This window comes from Phytohalomonas tamaricis, assembly GCF_003012345.1.
GTDB lineage: Bacteria > Pseudomonadota > Gammaproteobacteria > Pseudomonadales > Halomonadaceae > Phytohalomonas > Phytohalomonas tamaricis.
In genome coordinates this window covers 924,442-946,515 of sequence record NZ_PVRV01000020.1, presented here as the reverse complement: position 1 = coordinate 946,515, position 22,074 = coordinate 924,442, and the positions used below count along the sequence as shown (strand labels likewise).

Genomic DNA, 22,074 nt, shown 5'->3' with positions numbered 1-22,074 from the left:
CACCGGCCGATATCGGCCGGTGCGTGTCTTTGTAATATGACAATGTGAACAAATGCGTGAAATCGCAAGCGCAGCGATGACGCGGCTGAGAACTGCAGGTACGATTCGCTGTCTTTGAAGTTTGTGTTTCTCATCTTTCAGGAGCGAAGAGACGATGACACGGTGGGTATGCCTCGGGCTGGCGTCGTTATTGATGACAATGACGCTGATGGGCTGCCAGAGCACGTATTACGATGCGATGAGCTATGTGGGGGTCAACAAGCGTGAAATTCTGGCTGGCCGGGCTGAATCGGCGCGTGAGGCTCAGCAGGAGGTGAGCGACAAGCTGGCATCGACCCTTAGTCTTTTTCATGATGTGGTCGATGGCGCGGCTGATCAGCGCGTTTCGAAGTTCAGCCAGCTACAGCTGGCCTACCAGAATGCACAGATGGCCGGTGACCGATTGGCACAGCGCAACGACGCCCTGCGCAATGTAGGCGATGCGCTGTTCGATGAGTGGAATACACTACTCGCACAGCAGCAGGATCAGGATCGCCGTTTTCAGCGCGCCGAAGAGCTTCAACGTAGCCAGGCTCTCTACACGGCAATGCTGGAAGCCATGGACGCGGCGCAAAAGCATATGGACCCGCTGCTGCTGGGTATTCGTAACGACCTGCTCTCCATGCAAGATGATATCCAGGACGGGGACGCGACCGAGTACCTGGCGGAAGCCAAGCGCCTCGATATCGAAATCAATCAGCAGCGCCAGCGGATGCAGACCGCCATTGAGCGCAACAAGGCATTTACCGAACAACTGCCAACGAACAATGCTCTCTGAACCTCAGGGTACGCTGGCGACCCGGCAGGTGGGATTTCTGCTGCTGCCGGGTTTCTCTCTACTTTCACAGGCTTGTGCGCTGGAGCCCTTGCTTATTGCCAACCAGCTCGCTAGTGCTCCGCTCTACAACCCCGTGTTGTTCAGGTCTGATGCTACGGCCAGCCATTGCGTATCGTCAGCGTCGGCAACGTCTTTTCTACCCGTGCAGCACATCGAGAATACGGAGCCTCAGTGCCTCGATATGCTGATGGTTTGCGGTGCCAGTGCGACACAAGTGATGGATCTACCGAAGCCGTCGCTCATCGTCTGGCTTGAAGGCTTGGCGAAGCAAGGCGTGATGCTGGGCGCTATTGCCGGCGGCTCGCATGTGCTGGCGCGTGCCGGTGCGCTAAATGGATATCGTGCAGCGATTCATTGGAAAAATGCCGAGTCCTTTCAGCGTGATTTTCCCGAGGTGCGCGTTTCTCATCAGCTATTCGAAATTGATCGTGACCGTTTCACCTGCGGCGGAGGGACCGCCGCCATCGATCTGATGATGACGCTGATCGGCCATCATCATGGCCGCACGTTTGCTGAGCGTGTGTCTGAATATCTCGTCTGCGAACGGATTCGTCTGGCAGATGAGCCGCAGCATGTGCCGGTCCGCTCGCGCCTGGGCCATGCACCGCAGGCGCTGGTCGAGGCCGTGACGCTGATGGAGTCCAATGTGGAGGAGCCGCTCGGTACCAATGAGCTGGCCGCTCATCTGGGGCTGTCACGCCGTCAGCTTGAGCGGTTGTTCAAGAAGTATCTACATGCCGTGCCGAGCCGTTACTACCTCGATCTTCGCCTGCAATGCGCGCGCAAGCTGTTACGCGAGACCGATCACGTCATTGGCGATATTGCGCTGCAGACAGGCTTTTCCTCGGCGGCTCATTTCTCTACCGCCTACCGTCAGCACTTCGGGCAAAGCCCACGCGATGAGCGACTGCTCTGATCCCTCGTTTTCCAAAAGGTTCGTTTTTCAAAAGATAGTGCTAAGAATGTGCCGGTCATGAAGGTAGAAGTGCCTGGCTGGAAAGAGATGATGCACAACAGCCAATAATTCATCATGAGTCCCCCATCGGCACGCCGGCCCTGATACCATGAAATGAGCCTTACCGTCGCCTCCCCCTGCTGGTCTGGTGGCGGGAACGGCCCGTTTTCGTAAATGGCTGTCCCAAAGCTGTAAGCCGTTCACTACGCGTTCTCATATACTCAAATAGCCCCATCCTAAGACTCTAGGAGACCATGGACATGAGCTGGACCCCGGCCCGCGAAGATTTCGACAATTATATGCTGCCCAATTACTCGCCCCAGCGGGTGATTCCCGTGCGAGGCGAGGGCAGCCGCCTGTGGGACCAGGAGGGACGAGAATACATCGACTTCGCCGGCGGGATCGCCGTCAACGGCCTCGGCCATTGCCATCCGGCGCTGGTCAAGGCGCTGCGTGAGCAGAGCGAGAAAGTCTGGCACCTGTCCAATGTCTATACCAACGAGCCTGCACTTGCTCTGGCTAAGTCACTGGTCGACAAGACCTTTGCCGACAAGGTGTTTCTCTGTTCGTCTGGCGGTGAAGCCAACGAAGCGGCGCTCAAACTGGCGCGGCGTTTTGCCTATGACACCTTCGGCGAGGCCAAGCACAAGATCGTCTCGTTCCGTCAGTCGTTTCACGGCCGCACTTTCTTCACCGTCAGCGTTGGCGGTCAGCCCAAGTATTCCCAAGGCTTCGGCCCGGTACCGGGCGGCATCGTCCACGGCGAGTTCAACAACCTAGATAGCGTGCGAGAACTGATCGATAACGATACCTGCGCGGTAATTGTCGAGCCGGTTCAGGGCGAGGGCGGCGTGACGCCGGCGACGCCGGAGTTTCTCAAGGGACTGCGTGAGCTGTGCGATCAGCACGATGCGCTGTTGATCTTCGATGAAGTGCAGTGTGGCATGGGCCGCACTGGCCAGCTTTACACCTACATGCACTACGGCGTGACGCCGGACATACTGACCAGCGCCAAGGCGCTCGGGGGCGGCTTCCCGATTGGCGCGATGCTGACCACCGACCGTATCGCCAAGGTGTTTGTGGTCGGTACCCACGGTTCGACCTATGGCGGCAATCCGCTCGCCTGTGCCGTGGCCCTGGCGGCGGTAGAAACGATCAGTCAGCCTGACGTGCTCAAGGGCGTGGAGCAGCGGTTTGAGCTCTTCAAGTCGCATCTCGAAGCGCTTGATCGCAAGTACGGCGTATTCAAGGAAATTCGCGGCATGGGGCTTTTGATCGGCGCAGAGCTGTCCGACGCTTACGCCGAGCGCGGCCGCGACGTACTGGCCGCGGCGATTGATGAAGGCCTGATGATGCTGGTCGCCGGGCCAAGTGTGCTGCGCTTTGCACCCTCGCTGGTGATCAGTGAGCAGGAAATCGAGGACGGCATGGCGTGCCTTGATCACGCGCTGGCCCGACTCCAGGACTGAATGACCCGCCATTTACTGTCAGGAGAACACCATGCTGGTTGTGCGTCCCGCCCAGCCCGGCGACCTGCCGGCGCTGGAGCGTCTGGCCGGTAATGCCATGCCCCGGCTGACCAACTTGCCAGCGCATCGTGATCGTCTGGAGGAGCGCATTGCGCGCTCCTCCCGATCCCTGGCAAGCCAAATCGATTATCCCGGCGATGAAATTTACAGTTTTGTGCTTGAAGACTGTCCGGGAAACGCTTCTTCCGGCGACATTGTCGGGACCGCCAGCATCCGCGCCCAGGCTGGTGGCAGTGAGGCCTACTACACGTATCGTCAGGAAACGCTGATTCACGCCTCGCAGCAGCTCGACGTGCGCCGTGAAGTCCAGGTGCTGTCGCTGTCGCACGAGCTGTCGGAGGTCACGCTGCTGTGTGCATTGACACTCGATGAACGATACAAGGACACCAGCGCTCATTACCTCTTGCGTCGCGCCCGGTTGATGTTCATCGCCCAGTATCCCGAGCGTTTTGCAGACACCGTGGCGGTGGCGATGCCGGGCTATCTCGATGCGGATAACCTCTCACCGTTCTGGGAGAGTGTCGGTCGTCATTTCTTCGATCGCAGCTTTCAGGAGATGAATGCCTTTGCTGGGGTGCGCTCGAAGAGCTTTATCGCCGAGGTGATGCCGCAATTTCCGCTTTATCTGCCGCTCTTGACGCCGGAGGCGCGCGCATCGATCGGGCGTGAGCATCCGTTGCATGAGACAGCCCTGGCGGACTTCATTGCCGAGGGGTTTCGGCGTTCGCGTCATGTCGATATCTTCGATGCCGGGCCAATTCTCAAGGCTGAGCGCGCCAAGCTGCACGGCATTGCCCAATGCGGCTGGCATCCGGTACGCATTCGCCCTGAACAATCATTGCCAGACGCTGAACTGGCACTGGTGGCCAATCAACGCCTCGACGGGTTTCGCTGTCTGCTGGCGCGCTATGCGCTGACGCCGACCGGACAGTTGATGCTCTCGCCCGAGCAGGCCGAGAGGCTTGATGTCGAGGAGGGGCGGGCAGTGCTTGTCACGCCGTTGAAGCTGCTCGACGCCGATGAGGGAGAGCTTTGATGCGTATTCGCCCTATTGTCCATGCTGACATCGAGGATCTGTTGCAGATCGCTCGCGAGACTGGAGTCGGCTTCACCTCATTACCCGATAACCGCGAGTTTCTGGAAGCCAAGCTCGCCCACACCCGGGCAACCTTCGAACGACATAGCCACGGTGCTGCGCCAAGCGCGGCTGATGAGCCGGAACTCTATTTCTTTGTGCTCGAAGATGATTCGCCCGAAGGCGCTAATCGTATTGCGGGCTGTTGCGCGATCGAAGCGCGTGTTGGCCTCGATACGCCTTTCTATAACTACCGGGTCGGACGCATGTCGCACTCATCGGTGCAGCTGGGGCTGCATCGTACCATCGACACGCTGTTTCTATCGTCCGATCACACCGGTGATGCTGAAGTCTGCTCGCTTTATCTACGGCCTGAATATCGTCGCGATCGCAATGGCGTACTGCTGTCGAAGTCGCGCTGGCTATTCATGGCAAGCTTTAGGGCACTATTCCCTGAGCGGGTGCTGGCCGAGATGCGCGGTGTCTTTGATGAACAGCACCAGAGCCCGTTCTGGGAATGCTTGGGGCGCCATTTCTTCCCGATGGACTTTCGTGATGCCGACCGCTTGACCGGGCTTGGCCAGAAAAGCTTCATTGGTGAGTTGATGCCGAAGTTCCCGATCTACACCCCCTTTCTGTCCGAGGCGGCACGGGCCTGCATTGGACAGGTGCACGAGCACACCCGCCCAGCCTTGGCCATGCTCAAAAAGGAAGGGCTGCGTTGGGAAGGCTACATCGACATCTTCGATGGTGGGCCGACGGTCGAATCCTATCTCGATGATGTGCTGGCGGTACGCGATAGCCGCACGGTGACGATAGACATTGCCGAGGGGTTGCCCAGCGAGGAGCGCACCTCATGGTTAGCGGCCACCTTCAAGGCGCCTGATGATTTTCGTGCCGCCTGGGTCGGACGTGCGCCGACCGGTGACATATTGATGGTCACGCCCGAAGAGGCACGCCGGCTAGGAGCCGTAAGCGGGGAGCCCCTGCGCATCCTTTCGGCCTGACAGCGGTGACCATCATCACTTGCTGGGCCCGATGCTTAACAGACGCAACCATCCACAGGGAAGACGTCCATGACGCTCGAATTTCGACAACAGCTCCTGGTCGGTAGTGACTGGGTTACAGGAAAAGGCGCTGCCTTCGAGAAACACGATCCAATTGGTGGTACTCGTGTCTGGCAGGGCCAAGCGGCAACGCCCGATCAGGTCGAACAGGCTGTCGCGGCGGCGCGCGTGGCGTTCCCCGCCTGGGCGCGTCAACCGTTTGACGCACGTGTCGCTATCGTAGAAGCCTTTCGTGAACGCCTTGAGCATCATCGCGAGCAGTTGGCTAATACCATCGCGCTGGAAACCGGTAAACCGCTGTGGGAGGCGCGCACCGAGATTACTGCGATGATCGGCAAGGTGGCGATCTCGAGTGCCGCCTACCGTGAGCGTACCGGTGAGCGCAGCAAGGAGGTTGCTGGCGGGCAGGCGACGCTGCGTCATCGTCCCCACGGCGTGCTGGCCGTGTTCGGCCCCTACAACTTCCCCGGCCATCTGCCCAATGGCCATATTGTGCCGGCGTTACTGGCAGGTAATACGGTGGTGTTCAAGCCGAGCGAGCTGACGCCAGCCACCGCCGATCTGGTGCTGCAGTGCTGGCAGCAGGCTGGCCTGCCAGCGGGGGTGATCAATCTGGTTCAGGGCGCAGTTGAGGTCGGTCAGGCGTTGTCTCAGGCGACTGACATCGATGGCTTGCTGTTCACCGGCAGTGCAACCACCGGCACGCTTTTGCATAAGCAATTTGCCGGTCAGGTCGGCAAGATCCTGGCGTTGGAACTGGGCGGTAATAACCCGCTGGTGATCAAGGACGGCTTCGATCAGCAGGCGGCAGTGCTGACCATCTTGCAGTCGGCGTTCCTGTCCGGTGGCCAGCGCTGCACCTGCGCGCGTCGCCTGCTGGTGCCGGAGACACAGGCGGGTGAGCAATTGATCGATGCGCTGATCACGGCGATGGGCACGCTTGAGGTCAAGGACCAGTTCGCTGTGCCTGAGCCGTTCTACGCCGGGCTGGTGACGCAGCAGGCTGCACACAAGCTGCTTGAGGCACAGCAGGCTCTTGAGGCGCGCGGTGCGCGGGTACTGGTCAGGATGAAACTGCTTGAAGAGGGCACCAGCCTGATCTCACCGGGGCTGATCGATGTCACGGGCTTTGAGGTGCCGGACGAGGAATATTTCGGACCACTGCTCAAGGTCAGCCGTTACCGCGACTGGGATGGTGCCCTTGCCGAGGCCAACAACACTCGCTTTGGGCTCGCCGCCGGGCTGATAGGGGGCTCCCGCGACGATTGGGATGACTTCGTGCTGCGTATTCGTGCCGGCATCGTCAACTGGAACCGCCAGACCACCGGCGCGGCCAGTGACGCGCCGTTCGGCGGTATCGGTGATAGCGGCAACCACCGTCCCAGCGCCTATTACGCCGCCGATTACTGCGCCTATCCGGTCGCCTCGATGGAGGCCGAAGCGGTCGAACTGCCCAATCAGCTACCGCCGGGAGTCACGCTATGAGCGCATCATCTGGCACCGCTGCGCAGGACACGACGCAGGAGGTCAACTTCGACGGTCTGGTCGGCACGACTCACAATTATGCGGGCCTGGCCCAGGGCAATATCGCCTCGTCGCGCCACGAGGGTCTCATTTCTAACCCTCGCGAGGCGGCACTGCAGGGCCTGGCCAAGATGAAGGCATTGCATGACGCCGGCTACGCTCAGGGCGTGCTGCCACCGCAGCAGCGTCCCGATATCGAGGCGCTCCGGAGGCTCGGCTTTGTCGGTAACGCCGAACGTGTGCTGACCCAGGCCGCTCATGAAGCACCGCAAATATTGCGTGCGGTGTGTTCGGCGTCTTCGATGTGGACCGCCAATGCAGCGACAATCACGCCAAGCACGGATGCCGCCGATGGCCGCGTTCATTTTACCCCGGCCAATCTACAGTCAAGTTATCATCGCTCGCTTGAGCCTGAGACCACCGGGCGCATTCTCCAGGCGATCTTCGCCAACGAGCATTATTTTGCTCATCATCAGGCGTTGCCGACCACGCCGGTATTCTCCGATGAGGGCGCGGCCAACCACACTCGGCTTTGCGGACGCTACGGCGCGCCGGGAATGCATCTTTATGCCTACGGTCGACGTGCCTTCGGTGGGGGCCCAGCGCCTCAGCGCTACCCGGCGCGACAAACGCTGGAGGCAAGCCAAGCGGTGGCGCGTCAGCATGGCGTCGATAATGGTCAGTTGGTGTTCGCCCAGCAACACCCTGAGGCGATTGATGCTGGCGTGTTCCACAATGACGTGATCGCGGTGGGCAACGGCCCGGTATTGCTTTATCACGAGCGCGCCTTTCTTGATGAGGAAGGCACAATCGATGCGCTGCGCGACAAGCTGGCGACGGTCTCCGGCGAGCCATTGATTCCGGTACGCGTGCCGGAGGAGGCGGTGAGTCTTGAAGATGCCGTCAGTACGTATCTGTTCAACAGTCAGCTGCTGTCCAATCCCGACGGTAACATGACATTGGTGGTGCCCGGCGAGTGTCAGGAAAATGAAAGCGTCTGGCATGCGCTGCATAGCCTGTTGCTCGACGGCCCCAATCCGATCGGTGAAGTCGTGGTACGCGACGTCAAGCAGAGCATGCGCAACGGTGGCGGTCCTGCTTGCCTGCGCTTGCGCGTGGTATTGAATGAGGCTGAGCGGGACGCGCTTTCCGGGCGGGTGTTGCTTGATGATGCGCTCTATGAGGAACTGGTCGCCTGGGTCAATCGCCACTATCGCGACCGCCTCGCCCTTGAGGATCTCGGTGATCCACTGCTGCTGCGCGAGTCGCTCACTGCATTGGACGAGCTTACCGGTATCATGCGCTTGGGCGCGTTGTATCCCTTCCAGCGGGGCTGATTCTTCAGGCGTATCGGCTGTGTTGTGTGCCGATACGCACTTATTGCCTGTTCGCCCCCTTTATCCTTTGGTCGTAATTTTCTCGTTACTGCTCTCCCTCAGATCGCTGGTGGTATGCGTGCGGCGTTAGCAATGGCGCGGCTGTCAGCGTCTTGGCGAACTGAATTGCAAAAACGTATTAATCGACTGCAATAAACCTACTAGTGGCCTGGACATCGACACGGGTAGCTTCTCCGCATCGGCAGCGCTAGACAGGCGCTGCGCTCATGAGTCGAGAAGGAGTCAGCGATGAAGGCCAAGGCATTGGTACTGGAGAAGCAGCACGAACTCAGCCTCCGTGAGATTGATATGCCTGACGAAGTGGGTTCCCACGACGTCAAGGTGCGGGTCCACACGGTAGGTATCTGCGGCAGTGACGTGCATTACTATACGCATGGCCGTATCGGCCCCTTCGTCGTTGAGACGCCGATGGTATTGGGCCACGAAGCGTCCGGCACAGTTGTCGCGGTCGGTGATCAGGTCAGCCACCTGAACATTGGTGACCGGGTCTGTATGGAGCCTGGCATTCCTGATCCCAATTCCAAAGCATCCAAACTGGGCCTGTATAATGTCGACCCCGCTGTGCGCTTCTGGGCCACGCCGCCGATTCACGGCTGTTTGACTCCTGAAGTGGTTCATCCCGCAGCCTATACTTTCAAGCTTCCCGATAATATCTCCTTCGCCGAAGGAGCGATGGTCGAGCCGTTCGCGATTGGTATGCAGTCGGCACTGCGAGCACGCCTGCAGCCGGGTGATACTTGCGTGGTCACCGGCGCAGGCCCAATCGGTCTGATGGTAGCGCTGGCGGCCCTTGCCGGAGGCGCCAGCCGTGTGGTGATTTCCGATGTTGTTGACGAAAAACTCGAGATTGCCGATGGTTACGATGGTTTGTTTCCGGTCAACGTTAGCAAGGCCTCGCTGCGTGAACGGGTCAGCGAACTGACCGGAGAGGATTGGGGGGCAGATGTAGTATTCGAAGCCAGCGGCAACCCGCGTGTTTATGATGATGCACTGGCGTGTGTTCGCCCTGGTGGTGCGCTGGTACTGGTCGGTATGCCAGTCGAAAAGGTCGAATTCGATATCGTTGCCGCACAGGCCAAGGAAATCCGCATCGAGACGGTATTTCGCTACGCCAACGTCTATGACCGGGCTATCGACCTGATCGCCTCAGGCAAGGTCGACCTCAAGCCATTGATTGTCGAGACCTTCCCGTTCGAGCGCAGCGTCGAGGCATTCGAGCGCGCCGCCAGCGCACGTCCTACCGACATCAAACTGCAGATCCAGGTGCAGCAGGACTGAACCTGCGCGGAGCGCACGCTAAGCGGGCGCTCCGTCATATGCTGATCCGCTGATTAGGTCTTCTCGAAAGGGTTTTAATTCTTTCAAGGTATGGCCTTGTCGATTTTCTATGTTTGATCTTACCGATAGTGGAAGCAAAGATGTCCGGGGAAACCTACGTGAATCAGGATCAATCAAAGCAGATTGTTCTTGGCATGCCCGTCGTATTGTTCTGGGGATATATTGCAATCGCCTTTTTCATGACCGGTGACGGTATTGAACAGGCCTTCTTGGCCAAATATATTGTTGATATCGGTTTCACTCCCGGTCAGGCGTCGATGGTGTTTACTGTTTATGGTGCGGCAGCGGCACTATCAAGCTGGCTTTCCGGCGTGTTGAGTGAGGTCTATGGTCCGCGCCGTATCATGTCGATTGGTGTTGTCATGTGGCTGGTACTGCATGCGGCTTTTCTGCACTGGGGGCTGGGAATCGGTAATTATCCCATGATGTTGCTGTTCTATGGGCTGCGCGGCTTCGCGTATCCATTGTTTTTTTATGCTTTCTTCGTCTGGGTAGTTCAGAAAACGCCGGATAATCGACTCGCTTCTGCGACCGGCTGGATCTGGGCGATGTTTACCATCGGGTACGGCATCATGGCTTCATATCTGCCGAGCTGGACTATTCCTGCGATAGGCTTTATGGGTACGTTATGGATGTCGATGATTTGGGTGCTGGCAGGCGGGGTGATGGCGCTATGGTTTGTCAAAGATACTCCGTCCGAGGCTGAGCGCGCCATAGCAAAATCAGCACCAACAAGCGATAAAATGCGCGAAATTAGCAGGGGCATGACGCTGATCTTCGAAAATAAGTATATGTTTCGCGCATTAATAATTCGCATTATATGCAATTTGTCGTTGTTCGGTTTTCCTGTGATCATGCCGCTATTCTATACTTCTGATCATGTCGGGTTTACGACTACCGAGTGGCTGCGTATCTGGGGCACATTCTTTGTCATTCAACCGTTGACCAATGTAATGTGGGGCATTATCGGTGACCGTATCGGCTGGATGCGTCAGATGCGATGGATTGGCTTCGTGGGCTGCGGTACTGCAACATTGCTGTTCTATTACCTACCATATTACATTCCAAATAACTTCCCAATAGCCATTCTGGTTGCATTGTTGTTCGCCTTGACTGTGACATCTTTCGTGCCGATGGGAGCCATCTTCCCAATGATAGAGCCCAACCATAAAGGCGCCGCAATCTCGATTCAAAATCTGGGCGGTGGCTTGAGCAACTTTTTTGGGCCGGCTATAGCCACGGTGCTGTTGTCTATTGGAAATGTTGCTTGGGTTGTGATTGTTTACGGCGCACTTTACTTCTTTGCTGCTGTGCTGACGCTATTCATTCATGTTGATCAGCCCAGGGGGAAAAGTGCGAGGAACTTTACAGCGCATTGAGCAATGATACAGCTAGCCGAAAAGATGCCGGTACGCTTGAGCTTATGGCTCAAGCGTACCGGCTTGAGAATGAGTGGCAGTTGTCTACTAAAGCTCCGGCGTTGCCATTGTGTGTTCAAGCTTAAATAGCAAAAAAATGAGTTCAAGAAGATGGCGAAGATATTGAATACGGGAGCTGATGTAAGTTCAGCGCTTGGCGAACCTGTGTTCGAGACTATTTCGCCTGCACCGCTGCATAGCTTCTATTGGCATAGACACGACTATCCGGCGCCTATCGCTAAATGGAATTATCACCCCGAGTATGAATTGCACCTGATTACGCATACCTGCGGCAAATTCTTTGTAGGCGATTATCTCGGCCTGTTCGAGCCGGGCCAGCTGGTTCTTGTGGGACCGAATCTTCCCCATGCCTGGTTCAGTGACCTACCTGAAAATGAGCACGTCGCCTGCGGGCGTGACGTAGTACTGCAGTTCAGGGGTGAGATGGTTGCGCAACTGGCTGGAACTTGCCCTGAGTTTGAGCGGATAGTGAAATGGCTCGCTCTGGCGAGGCAGGGATTTGAGTTCCAAGGTGATGTGGCAAGGCAAGGAGCGCAATTGATGCTGGCGATGGAGGATCAGGATCCTTTGGCGCGGCTGTTAGGTTTTCTTGAGCTGCTCAAGGTGTTGGCGTCCGACCGCGAAGGGAGCGTACTGGCAAGCGCCTCGTACAATCCGATGTTGCAGGGAGGCGCTTCGGAAATTATCAGTCAGGTGCTGCATTATCTGAGCAAGGAGTACGCCAGCGACGTTCGCATGGGCGACGTGGCTGCTATGGTAGGAATGAACGAGTCGACATTTTCGCGCTTTTTCAAACGTACTACCGGCGAGTCGTTTGTTGTTTTCTTGCATAGGTTAAGGATTCGCCAGGCGTGCAAAATGCTGCTCGATGAACGGTTGAGTATTTCGGATATCTGCTTTCAGGTTGGATATAACAACCTGTCCAATTTCAACCGCCATTTTCTCAGCGAAATGCACCTGACGCCTACACGCTACCGCCGCAAGATGCTGGCACGCAGCTTGAACGCCTCGGTTCATTGAGAGTATGAATCAGGCCGGGGTGATATGAGACGTTATGCCCTGATGGGCAACGACGCCGATGCCTGGCTGCGTTAAGCTTGTCGTTTTTGGCGTTACGGCATCGCGCCGTTCCAATCACGTTTTCTGGAGTGCACTTATGTTTCTGGTATGCGGCGAAGCGCTGTTCGATTTCTTTGCAGACCCCAAGGCAGCCGATAGCGACGCTTCCTCACTGGGGTTCGACGCCGTTGCCGGTGGTTCGCCGTTCAATGTGGCGATTGGGCTCAAGCGGCTGGGACGCGAATCAGCACTGTTTACCGGGCTTTCCACTGATTTTCTTGGCCAGCGCTTGGCACGCGTGCTGGCCCGTGAAGGCGTCAGCAGCGATTATCTGATCCGCCTCGACGACCCCACTACGCTTGCGATGGTGGCCCTTGATCCTAATGGCTCGCCGCAGTACGCCTTCTACAATGATCGCGGCGCTGATCGTGGCCTGGCGCTTGAGCACCTGCCTGAGCTCAATGATAGCGTGCGCGGTATCCATATCGGCTCGTATTCACTGGTGGTATCGCCAACGGCAGAAACGATCCAGGCGCTGGTGGAGCGCGAAAGTGAGCGGCGGTTGATTTCGCTTGATCCTAACATTCGCCTCCAGATCGAGCCGGATCTGGCCCGCTGGCGTGAGCGAATCGAGACGCTGGCGCAGGTAGCGCACATTATCAAGGTCAGCGAAGAGGATCTTGAGGCGCTATACAGCGACCGTGCATCGGAGGAGGTCGCTCAAGGCTGGCTTTCCGAGCGCTGCAAAATCGTGATCATGACTCGTGGCGAGCAGGGCGTCATCGTGTTCACTCAGGCGCATGGCCGCTCACATGTGGCGGCGTGTCAGGTCGAGATGGTTGACGCTGTCGGCGCTGGCGATACTTTCCAGGCAGCGCTGCTGTGTTGGCTGGATGAACATGATCTGGCATCGCCGGCCGGAGTAGCCGAACTGACGGCGGCCCAAATCGAAGCGATGCTAACGTTTGCCTCTGCTGCCGCTGCCTTGACCTGCTCGCGCCGTGGCCCCGACCTGCCAAGACGTGATGAATTGGCCGAGATCAATTAATAAGCATGTGCCGTCAAGTTGCACGCTGGGGCACATTAAGGCACGCATCAGTCTGCCGAGCGGAGATGTTCGTTAGTTATTAGAGAAACCGTGATGGTTACGATGAAATACGTCTTGCCCGCTACCGCTATGCTGTGTGCCGCGATGCTCACCGCCTCCGTACAGGCTGAGGAAACGACGACCCATGCCCACAATGATCACACTGTGACCAGCGTGGAGGCTGAGCAGATTATCAATGATCAGCAGGAGGCTGAGATTGAAACGCTCAAGCGTTGGGTGGAAAAGCATGACAGGTCAGTCAAGCCGTAACTGATGTGACTATTTTCTTCTACTGTTTCACTAAACCCGCGCCCTGGCGCGGGTTTTGCTTTATGGGTATACGGATTTAATGGTTGATGGTGCACTCTCACCCCACCAACCTGATACCACCCTCAGATGGTTGATAGATCGACCCCGTAGTTGAGTTCTTCTGCGAAGTCCGGCAATTCGTAACCGATGGTTTTCTTGTAGAACGGAGAGACCTTCGCAGTCGGAGCCTTCTTCTTGTGCTTCGTAGGGTAGAGCATTCGTGCCCGCATCACCTCAAAGGAGTAACCACGTCCTTCACGGTTCTTGTCCTTGGCCAGTCGGTTGATAGACTCCGTGTAAGCGTTGGTGACGGGCATGTCCGTCTGTCTCGAAGTAGGTCATGATCTCTTCGCGCCAGTTGCCCACCGCCCTGACCAGATTGCTCCAGACTTCCTTCTGGCCTTTTGGGATGGTGGCTATCCACTCGTCCAGGGCGGCTTCTGCCTGGGGCCGTGTGGTGGCGTCCCAGATGCCGTAGAAGCGTTCTTTGTACTCGTAGGCGGCCAGCAGTTGCGGAAATGCGCCTGTCCAGATCTCCATGATGAGCCGTTCCCGGTCTGAGACTTCGTGAGCGCGTTTCAGCAGGATTTTCCTCTCCCTTGAGGGTTCGGCTCTGGGAAGGTTTCAGCTCCTTTCTCAGGCCCTTGCGCACCTTCTCCAGGGCACCGTTGGCCATGCGCACCACATGGAACTTATCGACCACGATACGGGCCTGTGGCAACACTGTCTTGACCGCCGTCTGGTAGGGATTCCACATATCCATGCTGACGATCTCGACCTTCTGCCGGTCTTTCATCTTCATCAGGTAGTTGGTCACCACGTCCTGACGGCGGGTGGCCAGCAGGTCGAGCAGGGTTCGCTCCTCGATGTTGGTCAGGATGCAGCGGTAGCGCTTGTTCAGGTACAGCTCGTCGATGCCCAGAATGCGGGGCGTCTCGAAGCGGTGCCAGCGCCCCAGGAACTCGGCGCGGGCGTTGAAGATGTCGCGTACCGTATTCTCGTCCAGGCCGGTCTGTGCCGCCATGAAGGTGTAGGGTGGTTGAAGGATTCCTTCTCCACGTACTCATGCAGCCGCAGCGTCATGCGAAAGCCGTCCACCATCTCCGGTAGCTGGGGCCTGAAGGTGGTCTTGCAGGCCCGGCAGGTGTACCGGCGACGGACCACCCAGAGGGTGACCCGCTTGCCGTGGATGGGCAGATCACGATAGGGAACATCACGCTTGCCGAACCGCACGGACTCACCCTGCACCCCGCATTCCTCGCAGGCGATGGGATCGGGCGCGTCCACCTGGAAGTGCATTTCGTCATCGGTGGGTTTGCAGCCCAGCACTTGGTATTCCGGCATGTGCAGGATGTTGTCGGGCATTTCGGTCACGCAGTGTTCTCCTTAGAGGTTGGCTCCATTGCTATTCTAGTTTCGCAAGCCCCTTGCCGGTCACAGCGTGAAATACCGCCCAATCTTCGGGCAGATAGCAACTAAACTCACCCCGTAGTGTCTCGTCCAGCATGAAGCCAGGAATCAGAACGACCGAAACTGGCGGGCTGTCCATATTTTTCTCCAGGCCACTGTCATGCCAGCAAAAACCATTATCTCGAACGAGCTAAAGCTGCCTTAATAAGGCCGCAGCCAATATACCGGCAGCGATGGCTGGTAATGGCTTTTTCAACAACAACATGATGGTTGCCGTGGTCAACAACGCGAGGCGGGCACCGTTATCGCCCGCAATAGCCATGGGTGCAAGAAGCGCCACAAGTACAGAGCCAGACATCGCCTGAATGAACTGCTTTACTCGGTAGCTTATCGGTACGAAGGACATGACATAGATACCGCCCCAGCGAGTTGCCAATGTCACTACAGCCATGGCTAGAGCGATTGCCAGTGCTCCTATTCCCGCCGTTTCAACGTTCATTGTCTTGCGTCCCCCAAACTGTTCCGGCAACTCCGCCTGCCAGTGCTCCTACAATGACGTGGCTGTTTTCCGGTAAGTACCAGTACGCCAGCAATGATGAGATAGCCGCGATTGCCCATATGACCAGCATGCGTAGGTTCTTTTCCCCACCAACTACCATGGCGAGCAGGAAACATCCCATGACCATATCCAGACCAAGACTCTTAGGATCACTAACTGCATTGCCAAAATAGATACCCAGCCAGGTGCCAAATACCCAGAAGAACCAGAGGGCAAGGCCGCCGCCTAGCAGCAGCCCTAGCCCCGGCTGCCCACGACTGAATGCTTGCATGGACATCGCCCAATTGGCGTCAGATGCGACCAGCATCACTCCATATCGCTTTGCTGGTGACAGATGACGTAACCACGGATACAAAGTCGCGCCCATGAGAAGGTGGCGAGCATTGATTGCAAACACCGTAATCATCACAGTGAAAAATGGTATTTGCGTGCCCCACAGATCCAGCGCGGCAAACTGGGCCGCCCCGGCAAAGACCAGAGTGCTCATGACAACAATGGTCGAGTCGCTCAGTCCAGCCTGTGTTGCCGCCAGACCAAAAGCAGCCCCGAATGCGGTCACAAAGATAGAAATAGGGGCTAGCTGCTTGAAACCGGACCAAACCAGCGGTCTGTTGAGCTGATACAGCTCTGTATCGGCGTTTGCCATTTAGTAATCCTCTAGCTCAACGATTCCTCAAGCACTATGCACTGGTCATGTGACTTAGGAAATCGCATAATTCAGGCATAAGATATTCGATATTCTAATAATTAGTTGAGCACAATGACATACCAAGACCTCCAGGTGGATTGGCTCAAATGCTTCGTTGCCGTGGTGGATGCAGGCTCGCTGTCCGCTGCCGCTCCGGAAGTACACCGCTCTCAGTCTGCGGTGAGCATGCAACTGAAAAAGCTAGAATCCGCCTTGGGCTGCCAGCTCCTGATACGAGGCCCACGCCAACATCAGCTCACCCCCGAAGGGCAAAAACTGTTGGGGTATGCCCGCCGAATGCTCGATCTGCATGCCGAAACTCAAGCTGCGTTTCATGGCAGAGAACTGACCGGCCGGATTCGCCTCGGCGTTCCAGATGACTATGCCGCCAAGTACCTTACCCCTGTTCTAAAACGTTTTGCCCCGCATCATGGCTCGGTAGAAATCGAACTGAATTGTGAGCAATCAACCTCTTTAATTCCCCGTGTTAAGCGTGGTGATTTAGACTTGGCGCTGGTCTCACGGGATATTTCTCGACACGGAACGTTATTATTCTACGAACCCATGGTCTGGGTCGGGGCTTCTCAATTCCAAGTATGGAGACGAGATCCTTTACCCATTGCCGTTTATGAGAGCACTAGCCTTGCTAAGCGTAGTGCTATTAACTCACTGGCTTTGCAGGGGCGTCGGTATCGGGTGGTTTACAACAGTTCCAGCCTGGCAGGACAGATTGCAGCCGTTGAAAGCGGCCTTGCCGTTGCTGTGTTAACTCAGTGCAGCGCCCCTTCCCACCTTGAAATCCTTGGCAGCGATCATGGCCTTGGACCGCTTGAACCCATGGAGGTGGCTATCTATAGGAGTCAGGCTTCGCAGAGTTCGGAGGCTGTCGATAGTCTTTACAAGCTGATGGTCAGAACGCTCAGGACGATGGCTACATCCTAGGTTTACTAACAACCACTTATTCCGTTGTGAGAGTAAAAGCTATTGCTGCGCAACCAGATATTCCGATTACCCTGCTTTATTAGGCGTGGGAATGTCGTGAGGGATGATGGTCGCCGTGATAATTCGCTCGTCTCAAGCCAAGCGCCTTGGCATGATGGTAACGGGAAAGGCTAAAGTACCAAGGGAAACCGGCCCATGATGGCGCGATTCCCGACATGTCTGATTGAATAAAAACAACCGGAGTTGAATGACATGGCAACCAAGCATACCGCCAGCGAAAGCGTTGGCTACGAATCCGTTGATGCAGATTATCTCGAGAAGCGTCAGCTCAAGAAGGGCGCGGCAGGCTGGTGGTTACTGGCCGGTCTGGGCGTCTCCTACGTGATTTCCGGTGACTATGCTGGCTGGAACTTCGGCCTTGCGGCTGGTGGCTTCGGTGGCATGCTGATTGCCACTATTCTAATGGCGATCATGTATACCTTCATGGTCTTCTCGCTGGCCGAACTCTCCTCCTCGCTGCCTACCGCAGGCGGCGGCTACAGTTTTGCGCGTCGTGCTATGGGGCCGTGGGGCGGTTATATCACCGGCACCGCGATTCTGCTCGAGTACGCCATTGCCCCGGCGGCCATCGCGATCTTTATTGGCGGTTATGTCAACTCGCTGATCGGCGTCGATGGACCGCTGGTCTACGCCGTGTTCTACGTTATCTTTGTCGGCCTGCACCTGTGGGGTGCGGGCGAGGCGTTGAAGATCATGATGGGCATTACGGCACTGGCAGTACTTGCGATCATCGTCTTCATGCTCGGCATGTTGCCTCATTTTGACAGTGCCAATCTGTTTGACATGGCGGTCAATGACGCGGCAACCGGTGCCTCGGCCTTCCTGCCGCAGGGCTATATGGGAATATGGAGCGCGCTGCCCTTTGCAATGTGGCTGTTTCTCGCTGTAGAAGGCGTACCGTTGGCCGCCGAGGAATCACGCGATCCGGGCCGCGACATGCCAAGAGGAATCATTACTGCCATGATCGTGCTGCTAGTGTTTGCCGCCGGCGTGCTGTTGCTGACGCCAGGCGGTGCTGGTGCCCAAGCAATGAGTGAGTCCGATGCACCGCTTGTCGATGCGCTTGCTGCCGTTTACGGTGAGGGCAACTGGGCGTCAGGATTCGTCAACCTTGTGGGTCTGGCTGGACTGATTGCCTCATTTTTCTCGATCATCTTTGGATATTCGCGCCAAGTCTTTGCACTTTCTCGCGCTGGTTATCTGCCGCGTGCACTGTCGGTGACCAGTACGCGACGTGCGCCTTACCTGGCACTGATCGTGCCCGGCGTGATCGGATTCTTGCTTTCATTGACCGGGCAGGGCGATCTGATGATCACCATGGCGGTGTTCGGCGCGACGATCTCGTATGCGATGATGACCCTCTCGCACATTCTGCTGCGCAAGCGTGAGCCGAGCCTGGCGCGTCCTTACCGTACCCCGGGCGGCACGCTGACGTCGGGGATTGCCTTTGTGCTTGCCATCATCGCCTTTATCTCGACCTTCGTGGTCAGCGTTCAAGCTGCGCTATGGTCGGCGCTGTTTTACGCAATCATGCTCGCCTACTTCGGCTTTTATAGCCGTAAGCGGCTGGTCGCTCAGGCGCCAGAGGAAGAGTTCGAAGCGATCGCCCGCGCTGAGGCAGAGCTGAAATGAATGTTGGTTAGAACCTATATAGCGGAACACACCATGCGAATTGGATTGCTGCAATGTGATGATCTGGCCCCGCCGCTGCGTGAGGCTTACGGCAACTATCCCGAGCTCTATGCGCGGTTGCTGCAGAGTGTTGATCCTACTCTTGAGTTCACGACCTGGCGGGTTCATGACGGGTTTCTGCCGGGCAGCCCGGAGGAGGCCGATGCCTGGCTGATTTCTGGCAGCAAGGCGGGCGTGTATGAGAGCCACTCGTGGATGGCCGATCTGTTCGGCTTCATTCAGCAGCTATGGGAGGCGGAGAAGCCGCTGGTCGGGATATGCTTTGGTCATCAGGCAATCGCTCAGGCGCTAGGTGGCAGCGTCGTGCGTAGCCCTCGCGGCTGGGGCATCGGGATATCGTTCAACCGTGTCAATGGACGCAAGGAATGGATGACGCCGTGGCAGGAAGGCCTTGATCTGGTGGTCAGTCATCAGGATCAGGTGATGACGCTACCTCAAAGTGGCGAAGTACTGGCCGAGAGCAGCTTCTGCCCGCATTACATGGTCCAGTACGGTAAGCACTTTCTTGGCGTGCAGGGCCATCCGGAGTTTTCCAAGGCGTGCAGCGCCGATCTGATGGCCAGCCGTGGTGAGGCCTTGCCCGATCACCGTCGCCGTGAAGGTCTGGCCTCGTTGTCCGCTGCGGTCGATGATGCCGTGATGGCGCGCTGGATCGTCAACTTCATGCGTCAAGATGCCGGGATAGCCTGACGCTTGGCAGTGAGTGTTGGTAAATGAAGCTCAGTGCTCGAAACCGATACGCGTTGAGGTTTCGAGCGCTGGGCTCAGCGTGATTTTAAAATCATCGTCTTGCTTTTCGATAAAATAAATCGGCAGTTGCTGGGCGCGGGCGACCTTTAAACCCTCCTGCTCGCCCAGGCAGAGCATCGCTGTCGCCCAGGCGTCGCTGACGGCGGGGTCGACGCCGAATACCGAAGCGGAGACTAATGTATGCGTCGTCGGCCGACCGGTACGTGCATCGATGATGTGACTATAGATATTGCCATTATCATCGAAGTAACGCCGGTAACTGCCTGATGTGTTGAGTGAGACTCCGGATTCATCTTCGATAGTGACGATCTTTTGCGCCTCGATGCGATCGGGCACAGGACTTTCGATGCCGACGCGCCATTTCTCACCGCCGGGCTTGTGCCCGCGCACTTTCATATCGCCGCCCAGTTCGACGAGATAATCAGTCACGCCGCGGGCCTCAAGCTGCTCGCTCAGGCGACGGATCGTGTAGCCTTCACCGAGGGAGGAGAGGTCGATGGACAGTTCGGGCAGGTCCTTGCGAATGCGCTGATGCTCGGCGTCGACCTGAACGTGTTCAAGGCCAACATGGGCAAGGATCGTGGCGATCACGTCGGCATTGGGAACATGAAAATTGTGATCGTGAAATCCCCACAGCGAAAACAGCGGGGCAATGGTCGGATCGTAGCAACCGTTAGATTGTTGATGAACAGTGGCGGCAATCCCCAGCAGTTCTATCACTTCTGGCGGCGCCTGCTGCCAGTCTGTGCTGTGGTTGTGGTTGAACTCGGCTAGCCAGGAGTCGTCACGGTAGGTCGAAATTGCCTTGTCGATCTGCTTGAAGGTGGTGATGACGTCGGCGGCGATGGCCTGTTCATCAACATCGCCGTCACGCCAGTAGGTGATGTGATAGCTGGTGCCCTGAGCTTCGCCCTGGGCCTTGTATAATTCGGGCGTGCGTTCGCAGGCGGTGAGCAACGTAGCGACGAGCGCGGCGCCGAGCAGGGTAATTGAGCGATAGGTAAAAGAAAGCTGACGCATGATTTGCCTCTATGATGAGGTCATTACTGAAGATGAACATGGCTGGATGCCCTTGCTGGTCGCTATTGTGCGGGTTTACGACGCGGTATGCCAAGCTAGCGAGTACGTTGCCGGGCGCCTAGTCTTGTAAGCGATACGGCCAACTGACAGGAGACATCAATGCCGCTCGACCCGCTCATCAAACAATGGCTTGATGCTGACGCCGCACAACCCGGGCCAGATTTTACCTCTCTGGCACCCGCCGATATCCGTATTGCACTGGATGCGGCCAATATGCGCCGCATGACGACCGAGCACGTCGCAGTAGCCCGGGTCGAAGACGCTGCTGCACCGGGGCCGCGTGGTGATATACCGCTGCGTATTTATACCCCTACCGTCCATGGCAGCATGAAGACGCTACCAATGACGGTATTCTTTCACGGCGGCGGGTTTGTGGTCGGCAGTATTGCCAACTACGACATGCTTTGCCGCGTGCTGTGCCGCGAATCGAAGTCTCTGGTAGTGTCGGTAGATTACCGGCTGGCTCCGGAATACCCTTTCCCCGCTGGGCCGGATGACTGCCTTGCCGCGCTACGGTTCATCGCCTCGCATGGCGAAACATGGGGCGGAGACACGGCGCGTATTGCTGTGGCCGGTGACAGTGCTGGTGGAGGATTAGCGGCAATTACCGCATTGCGCGCTCGCGAGGAAGGTGGACCGGCTTTAAAAGGGCAGTGTCTGATCTATCCGATGGTCGATTTTTCCCGCGATGGCCTGCCTTCAGTGGCAGAAAACGCGCAAGGGTATGGATTTACCCGTCCGGCCCGTGACTGGTACATCGATCAATATCTTGGTGACGACAGTGAGCGCGACCATCCTTTCAATACGCTGCTCACGCGCGACGACCTTGCAGGTTTGCCACCGGCACTGGTCATAAGTGCTGAATATGATCCGCTGCGTGATGAGGGCGAGCGTCTTGCTGAACGGCTGGCACAGGCTGGCGTGCCTACCGTATCGACGCGCTATTTCGGCATGATTCACGGTTTCATGCGCCGCGCGGGTCAACATCCGCAAGCCGATCAGCTGATGGCACAGTGTGGTAACTGGCTTCGCCGAGCACTCAAAGCAGATTAAGACTTTGGTCGTTTACACCAAGGTCTAGCAGGCATGGTCAGTAACTTTCCGTAAGCTCCTCCCATACCACTTCACGTCTGGAGTGGCCTCCATCACCTAGTAGTCAATTTCCTCAGGCAGGTACGACAGTCCGGCAAGCGCGATTAACTCCTGTTGTGCCGACGCCGTCCTGCCTGGGGCCATC

20 protein-coding genes and 1 pseudogene are annotated in these 22,074 nt (G+C 57.2%); 17 read left to right on the top strand and 4 right to left on the bottom strand.

The genetic code is table 11. From position 1 onward, the window contains the following. Window positions 1-154: 154 nt before the first annotated feature. The 12 genes from C3Z11_RS09755 (at window position 155) to C3Z11_RS09700 (ending at window position 13,617) form a co-directional block, all read left to right on the top strand. A complete protein-coding gene (locus C3Z11_RS09755) occupies window positions 155-817 on the top strand; it encodes a DUF2959 family protein (protein ID WP_106477707.1) in 663 nt (220 codons plus the stop codon). Next, a complete protein-coding gene (locus C3Z11_RS09750; RefSeq protein ID WP_262927323.1) occupies window positions 807-1,793 on the top strand; it encodes a GlxA family transcriptional regulator in 987 nt (328 codons plus the stop codon). The genes C3Z11_RS09755 and C3Z11_RS09750 overlap by 11 nt, the downstream gene beginning before the upstream one ends. 299 nt (window positions 1,794-2,092) lie before the next feature. After that, window positions 2,093-3,301 carry an aspartate aminotransferase family protein gene (locus C3Z11_RS09745; RefSeq protein WP_106477706.1) on the top strand — a complete coding sequence of 403 codons (1,209 nt, stop codon included), beginning with the start codon at window positions 2,093-2,095 and terminating at the stop codon, window positions 3,299-3,301. A gap of 31 nt (window positions 3,302-3,332) precedes the next feature. Continuing rightward, window positions 3,333-4,397, top strand: a complete 1,065-nt coding sequence (locus tag C3Z11_RS09740; RefSeq protein WP_106477705.1) for an arginine N-succinyltransferase — start codon at window positions 3,333-3,335, stop codon at window positions 4,395-4,397. Continuing rightward, on the top strand, window positions 4,397-5,443 hold the full coding sequence (astA, locus tag C3Z11_RS09735) for an arginine N-succinyltransferase (RefSeq protein WP_106477704.1): 1,047 nt from the start codon (window positions 4,397-4,399) through the stop codon (window positions 5,441-5,443). The genes C3Z11_RS09740 and astA overlap by 1 nt, the downstream gene beginning before the upstream one ends. A 69-nt stretch (window positions 5,444-5,512) precedes the next feature. After that, window positions 5,513-6,988 (top strand): succinylglutamate-semialdehyde dehydrogenase, encoded by a 1,476-nt coding sequence (astD, locus tag C3Z11_RS09730; protein WP_106477703.1) that lies wholly within the window; start codon window positions 5,513-5,515, stop codon window positions 6,986-6,988. Further along, window positions 6,985-8,364: an N-succinylarginine dihydrolase gene (astB, locus tag C3Z11_RS09725; RefSeq protein ID WP_106477702.1), complete on the top strand. Its 1,380-nt coding sequence runs from the start codon at window positions 6,985-6,987 to the stop codon at window positions 8,362-8,364. Before astD ends, astB begins: the two co-directional genes overlap by 4 nt. A 288-nt stretch (window positions 8,365-8,652) precedes the next feature. Beyond that, entirely contained in the window at window positions 8,653-9,702 is a 1,050-nt protein-coding gene (locus C3Z11_RS09720; RefSeq protein ID WP_106477701.1) for an NAD(P)-dependent alcohol dehydrogenase, read from the top strand. 140 nt (window positions 9,703-9,842) lie between these two features. After that, complete coding sequence (locus C3Z11_RS09715) at window positions 9,843-11,141, top strand: MFS transporter (protein ID WP_106477700.1); 1,299 nt, start codon at window positions 9,843-9,845, stop codon at window positions 11,139-11,141. Between the two features lie 150 nt (window positions 11,142-11,291). Continuing rightward, window positions 11,292-12,221, top strand: a complete 930-nt coding sequence (locus tag C3Z11_RS09710; protein WP_106477699.1) for an AraC family transcriptional regulator — start codon at window positions 11,292-11,294, stop codon at window positions 12,219-12,221. A 136-nt stretch (window positions 12,222-12,357) separates the two neighbouring features. Next, entirely contained in the window at window positions 12,358-13,308 is a 951-nt protein-coding gene (locus C3Z11_RS09705; RefSeq protein WP_106477698.1) for a carbohydrate kinase family protein, read from the top strand. A gap of 102 nt (window positions 13,309-13,410) precedes the next feature. After that, a complete protein-coding gene (locus tag C3Z11_RS09700; protein ID WP_158700986.1) occupies window positions 13,411-13,617 on the top strand; it encodes a hypothetical protein in 207 nt (68 codons plus the stop codon). 122 nt (window positions 13,618-13,739) lie between these two features. Here the strand turns inward: C3Z11_RS09700 and C3Z11_RS09690 are convergent. The 3 genes and pseudogenes from C3Z11_RS09690 to C3Z11_RS09680 form a co-directional block, all read right to left on the bottom strand. Continuing rightward, window positions 13,740-15,030, bottom strand: a pseudogene (locus C3Z11_RS09690) (ISL3 family transposase). Between the two features lie 226 nt (window positions 15,031-15,256). Further along, a complete protein-coding gene (locus tag C3Z11_RS09685) occupies window positions 15,257-15,565 on the bottom strand; it encodes an AzlD family protein (RefSeq protein WP_106477696.1) in 309 nt (102 codons plus the stop codon). Next, window positions 15,555-16,271 (bottom strand): AzlC family ABC transporter permease, encoded by a 717-nt coding sequence (locus C3Z11_RS09680; protein ID WP_106477695.1) that lies wholly within the window; start codon window positions 16,269-16,271, stop codon window positions 15,555-15,557. The genes C3Z11_RS09685 and C3Z11_RS09680 overlap by 11 nt, the downstream gene beginning before the upstream one ends. 114 nt (window positions 16,272-16,385) lie before the next feature. Here C3Z11_RS09680 and C3Z11_RS09675 point away from each other — a divergent pair, with 114 nt between their 5' ends. The 3 genes from C3Z11_RS09675 to C3Z11_RS09665 all read left to right on the top strand — a co-directional run bounded on the left by C3Z11_RS09675 (window position 16,386) and on the right by C3Z11_RS09665 (window position 19,697). Further along, entirely contained in the window at window positions 16,386-17,255 is an 870-nt protein-coding gene (locus C3Z11_RS09675) for a LysR family transcriptional regulator (RefSeq protein WP_106477694.1), read from the top strand. Window positions 17,256-17,507: 252 nt separating this feature from the next. Then, a complete protein-coding gene (eat, locus tag C3Z11_RS09670) occupies window positions 17,508-18,947 on the top strand; it encodes an ethanolamine permease (RefSeq protein WP_106477693.1) in 1,440 nt (479 codons plus the stop codon). A 33-nt stretch (window positions 18,948-18,980) separates the two neighbouring features. Continuing rightward, window positions 18,981-19,697, top strand: coding sequence for a type 1 glutamine amidotransferase (locus tag C3Z11_RS09665; RefSeq protein WP_106477692.1), 717 nt, complete (start codon window positions 18,981-18,983; stop codon window positions 19,695-19,697). A gap of 30 nt (window positions 19,698-19,727) precedes the next feature. Here the strand turns inward: C3Z11_RS09665 and C3Z11_RS09660 are convergent, their stop codons facing one another. Further along, complete coding sequence (locus C3Z11_RS09660; RefSeq protein WP_106477691.1) at window positions 19,728-20,777, bottom strand: FAD:protein FMN transferase; 1,050 nt, start codon at window positions 20,775-20,777, stop codon at window positions 19,728-19,730. On the opposite strand from C3Z11_RS09660, the gene C3Z11_RS17065 reads away from it, so the two are divergent. Then, window positions 20,776-20,907 (top strand): hypothetical protein, encoded by a 132-nt coding sequence (locus C3Z11_RS17065; protein ID WP_262927322.1) that lies wholly within the window; start codon window positions 20,776-20,778, stop codon window positions 20,905-20,907. The genes C3Z11_RS09660 and C3Z11_RS17065 overlap by 2 nt on opposite strands. 29 nt (window positions 20,908-20,936) lie before the next feature. Next, entirely contained in the window at window positions 20,937-21,890 is a 954-nt protein-coding gene (locus C3Z11_RS09655) for an alpha/beta hydrolase (RefSeq protein WP_106477690.1), read from the top strand. Window positions 21,891-22,074: the final 184 nt, after the last annotated feature.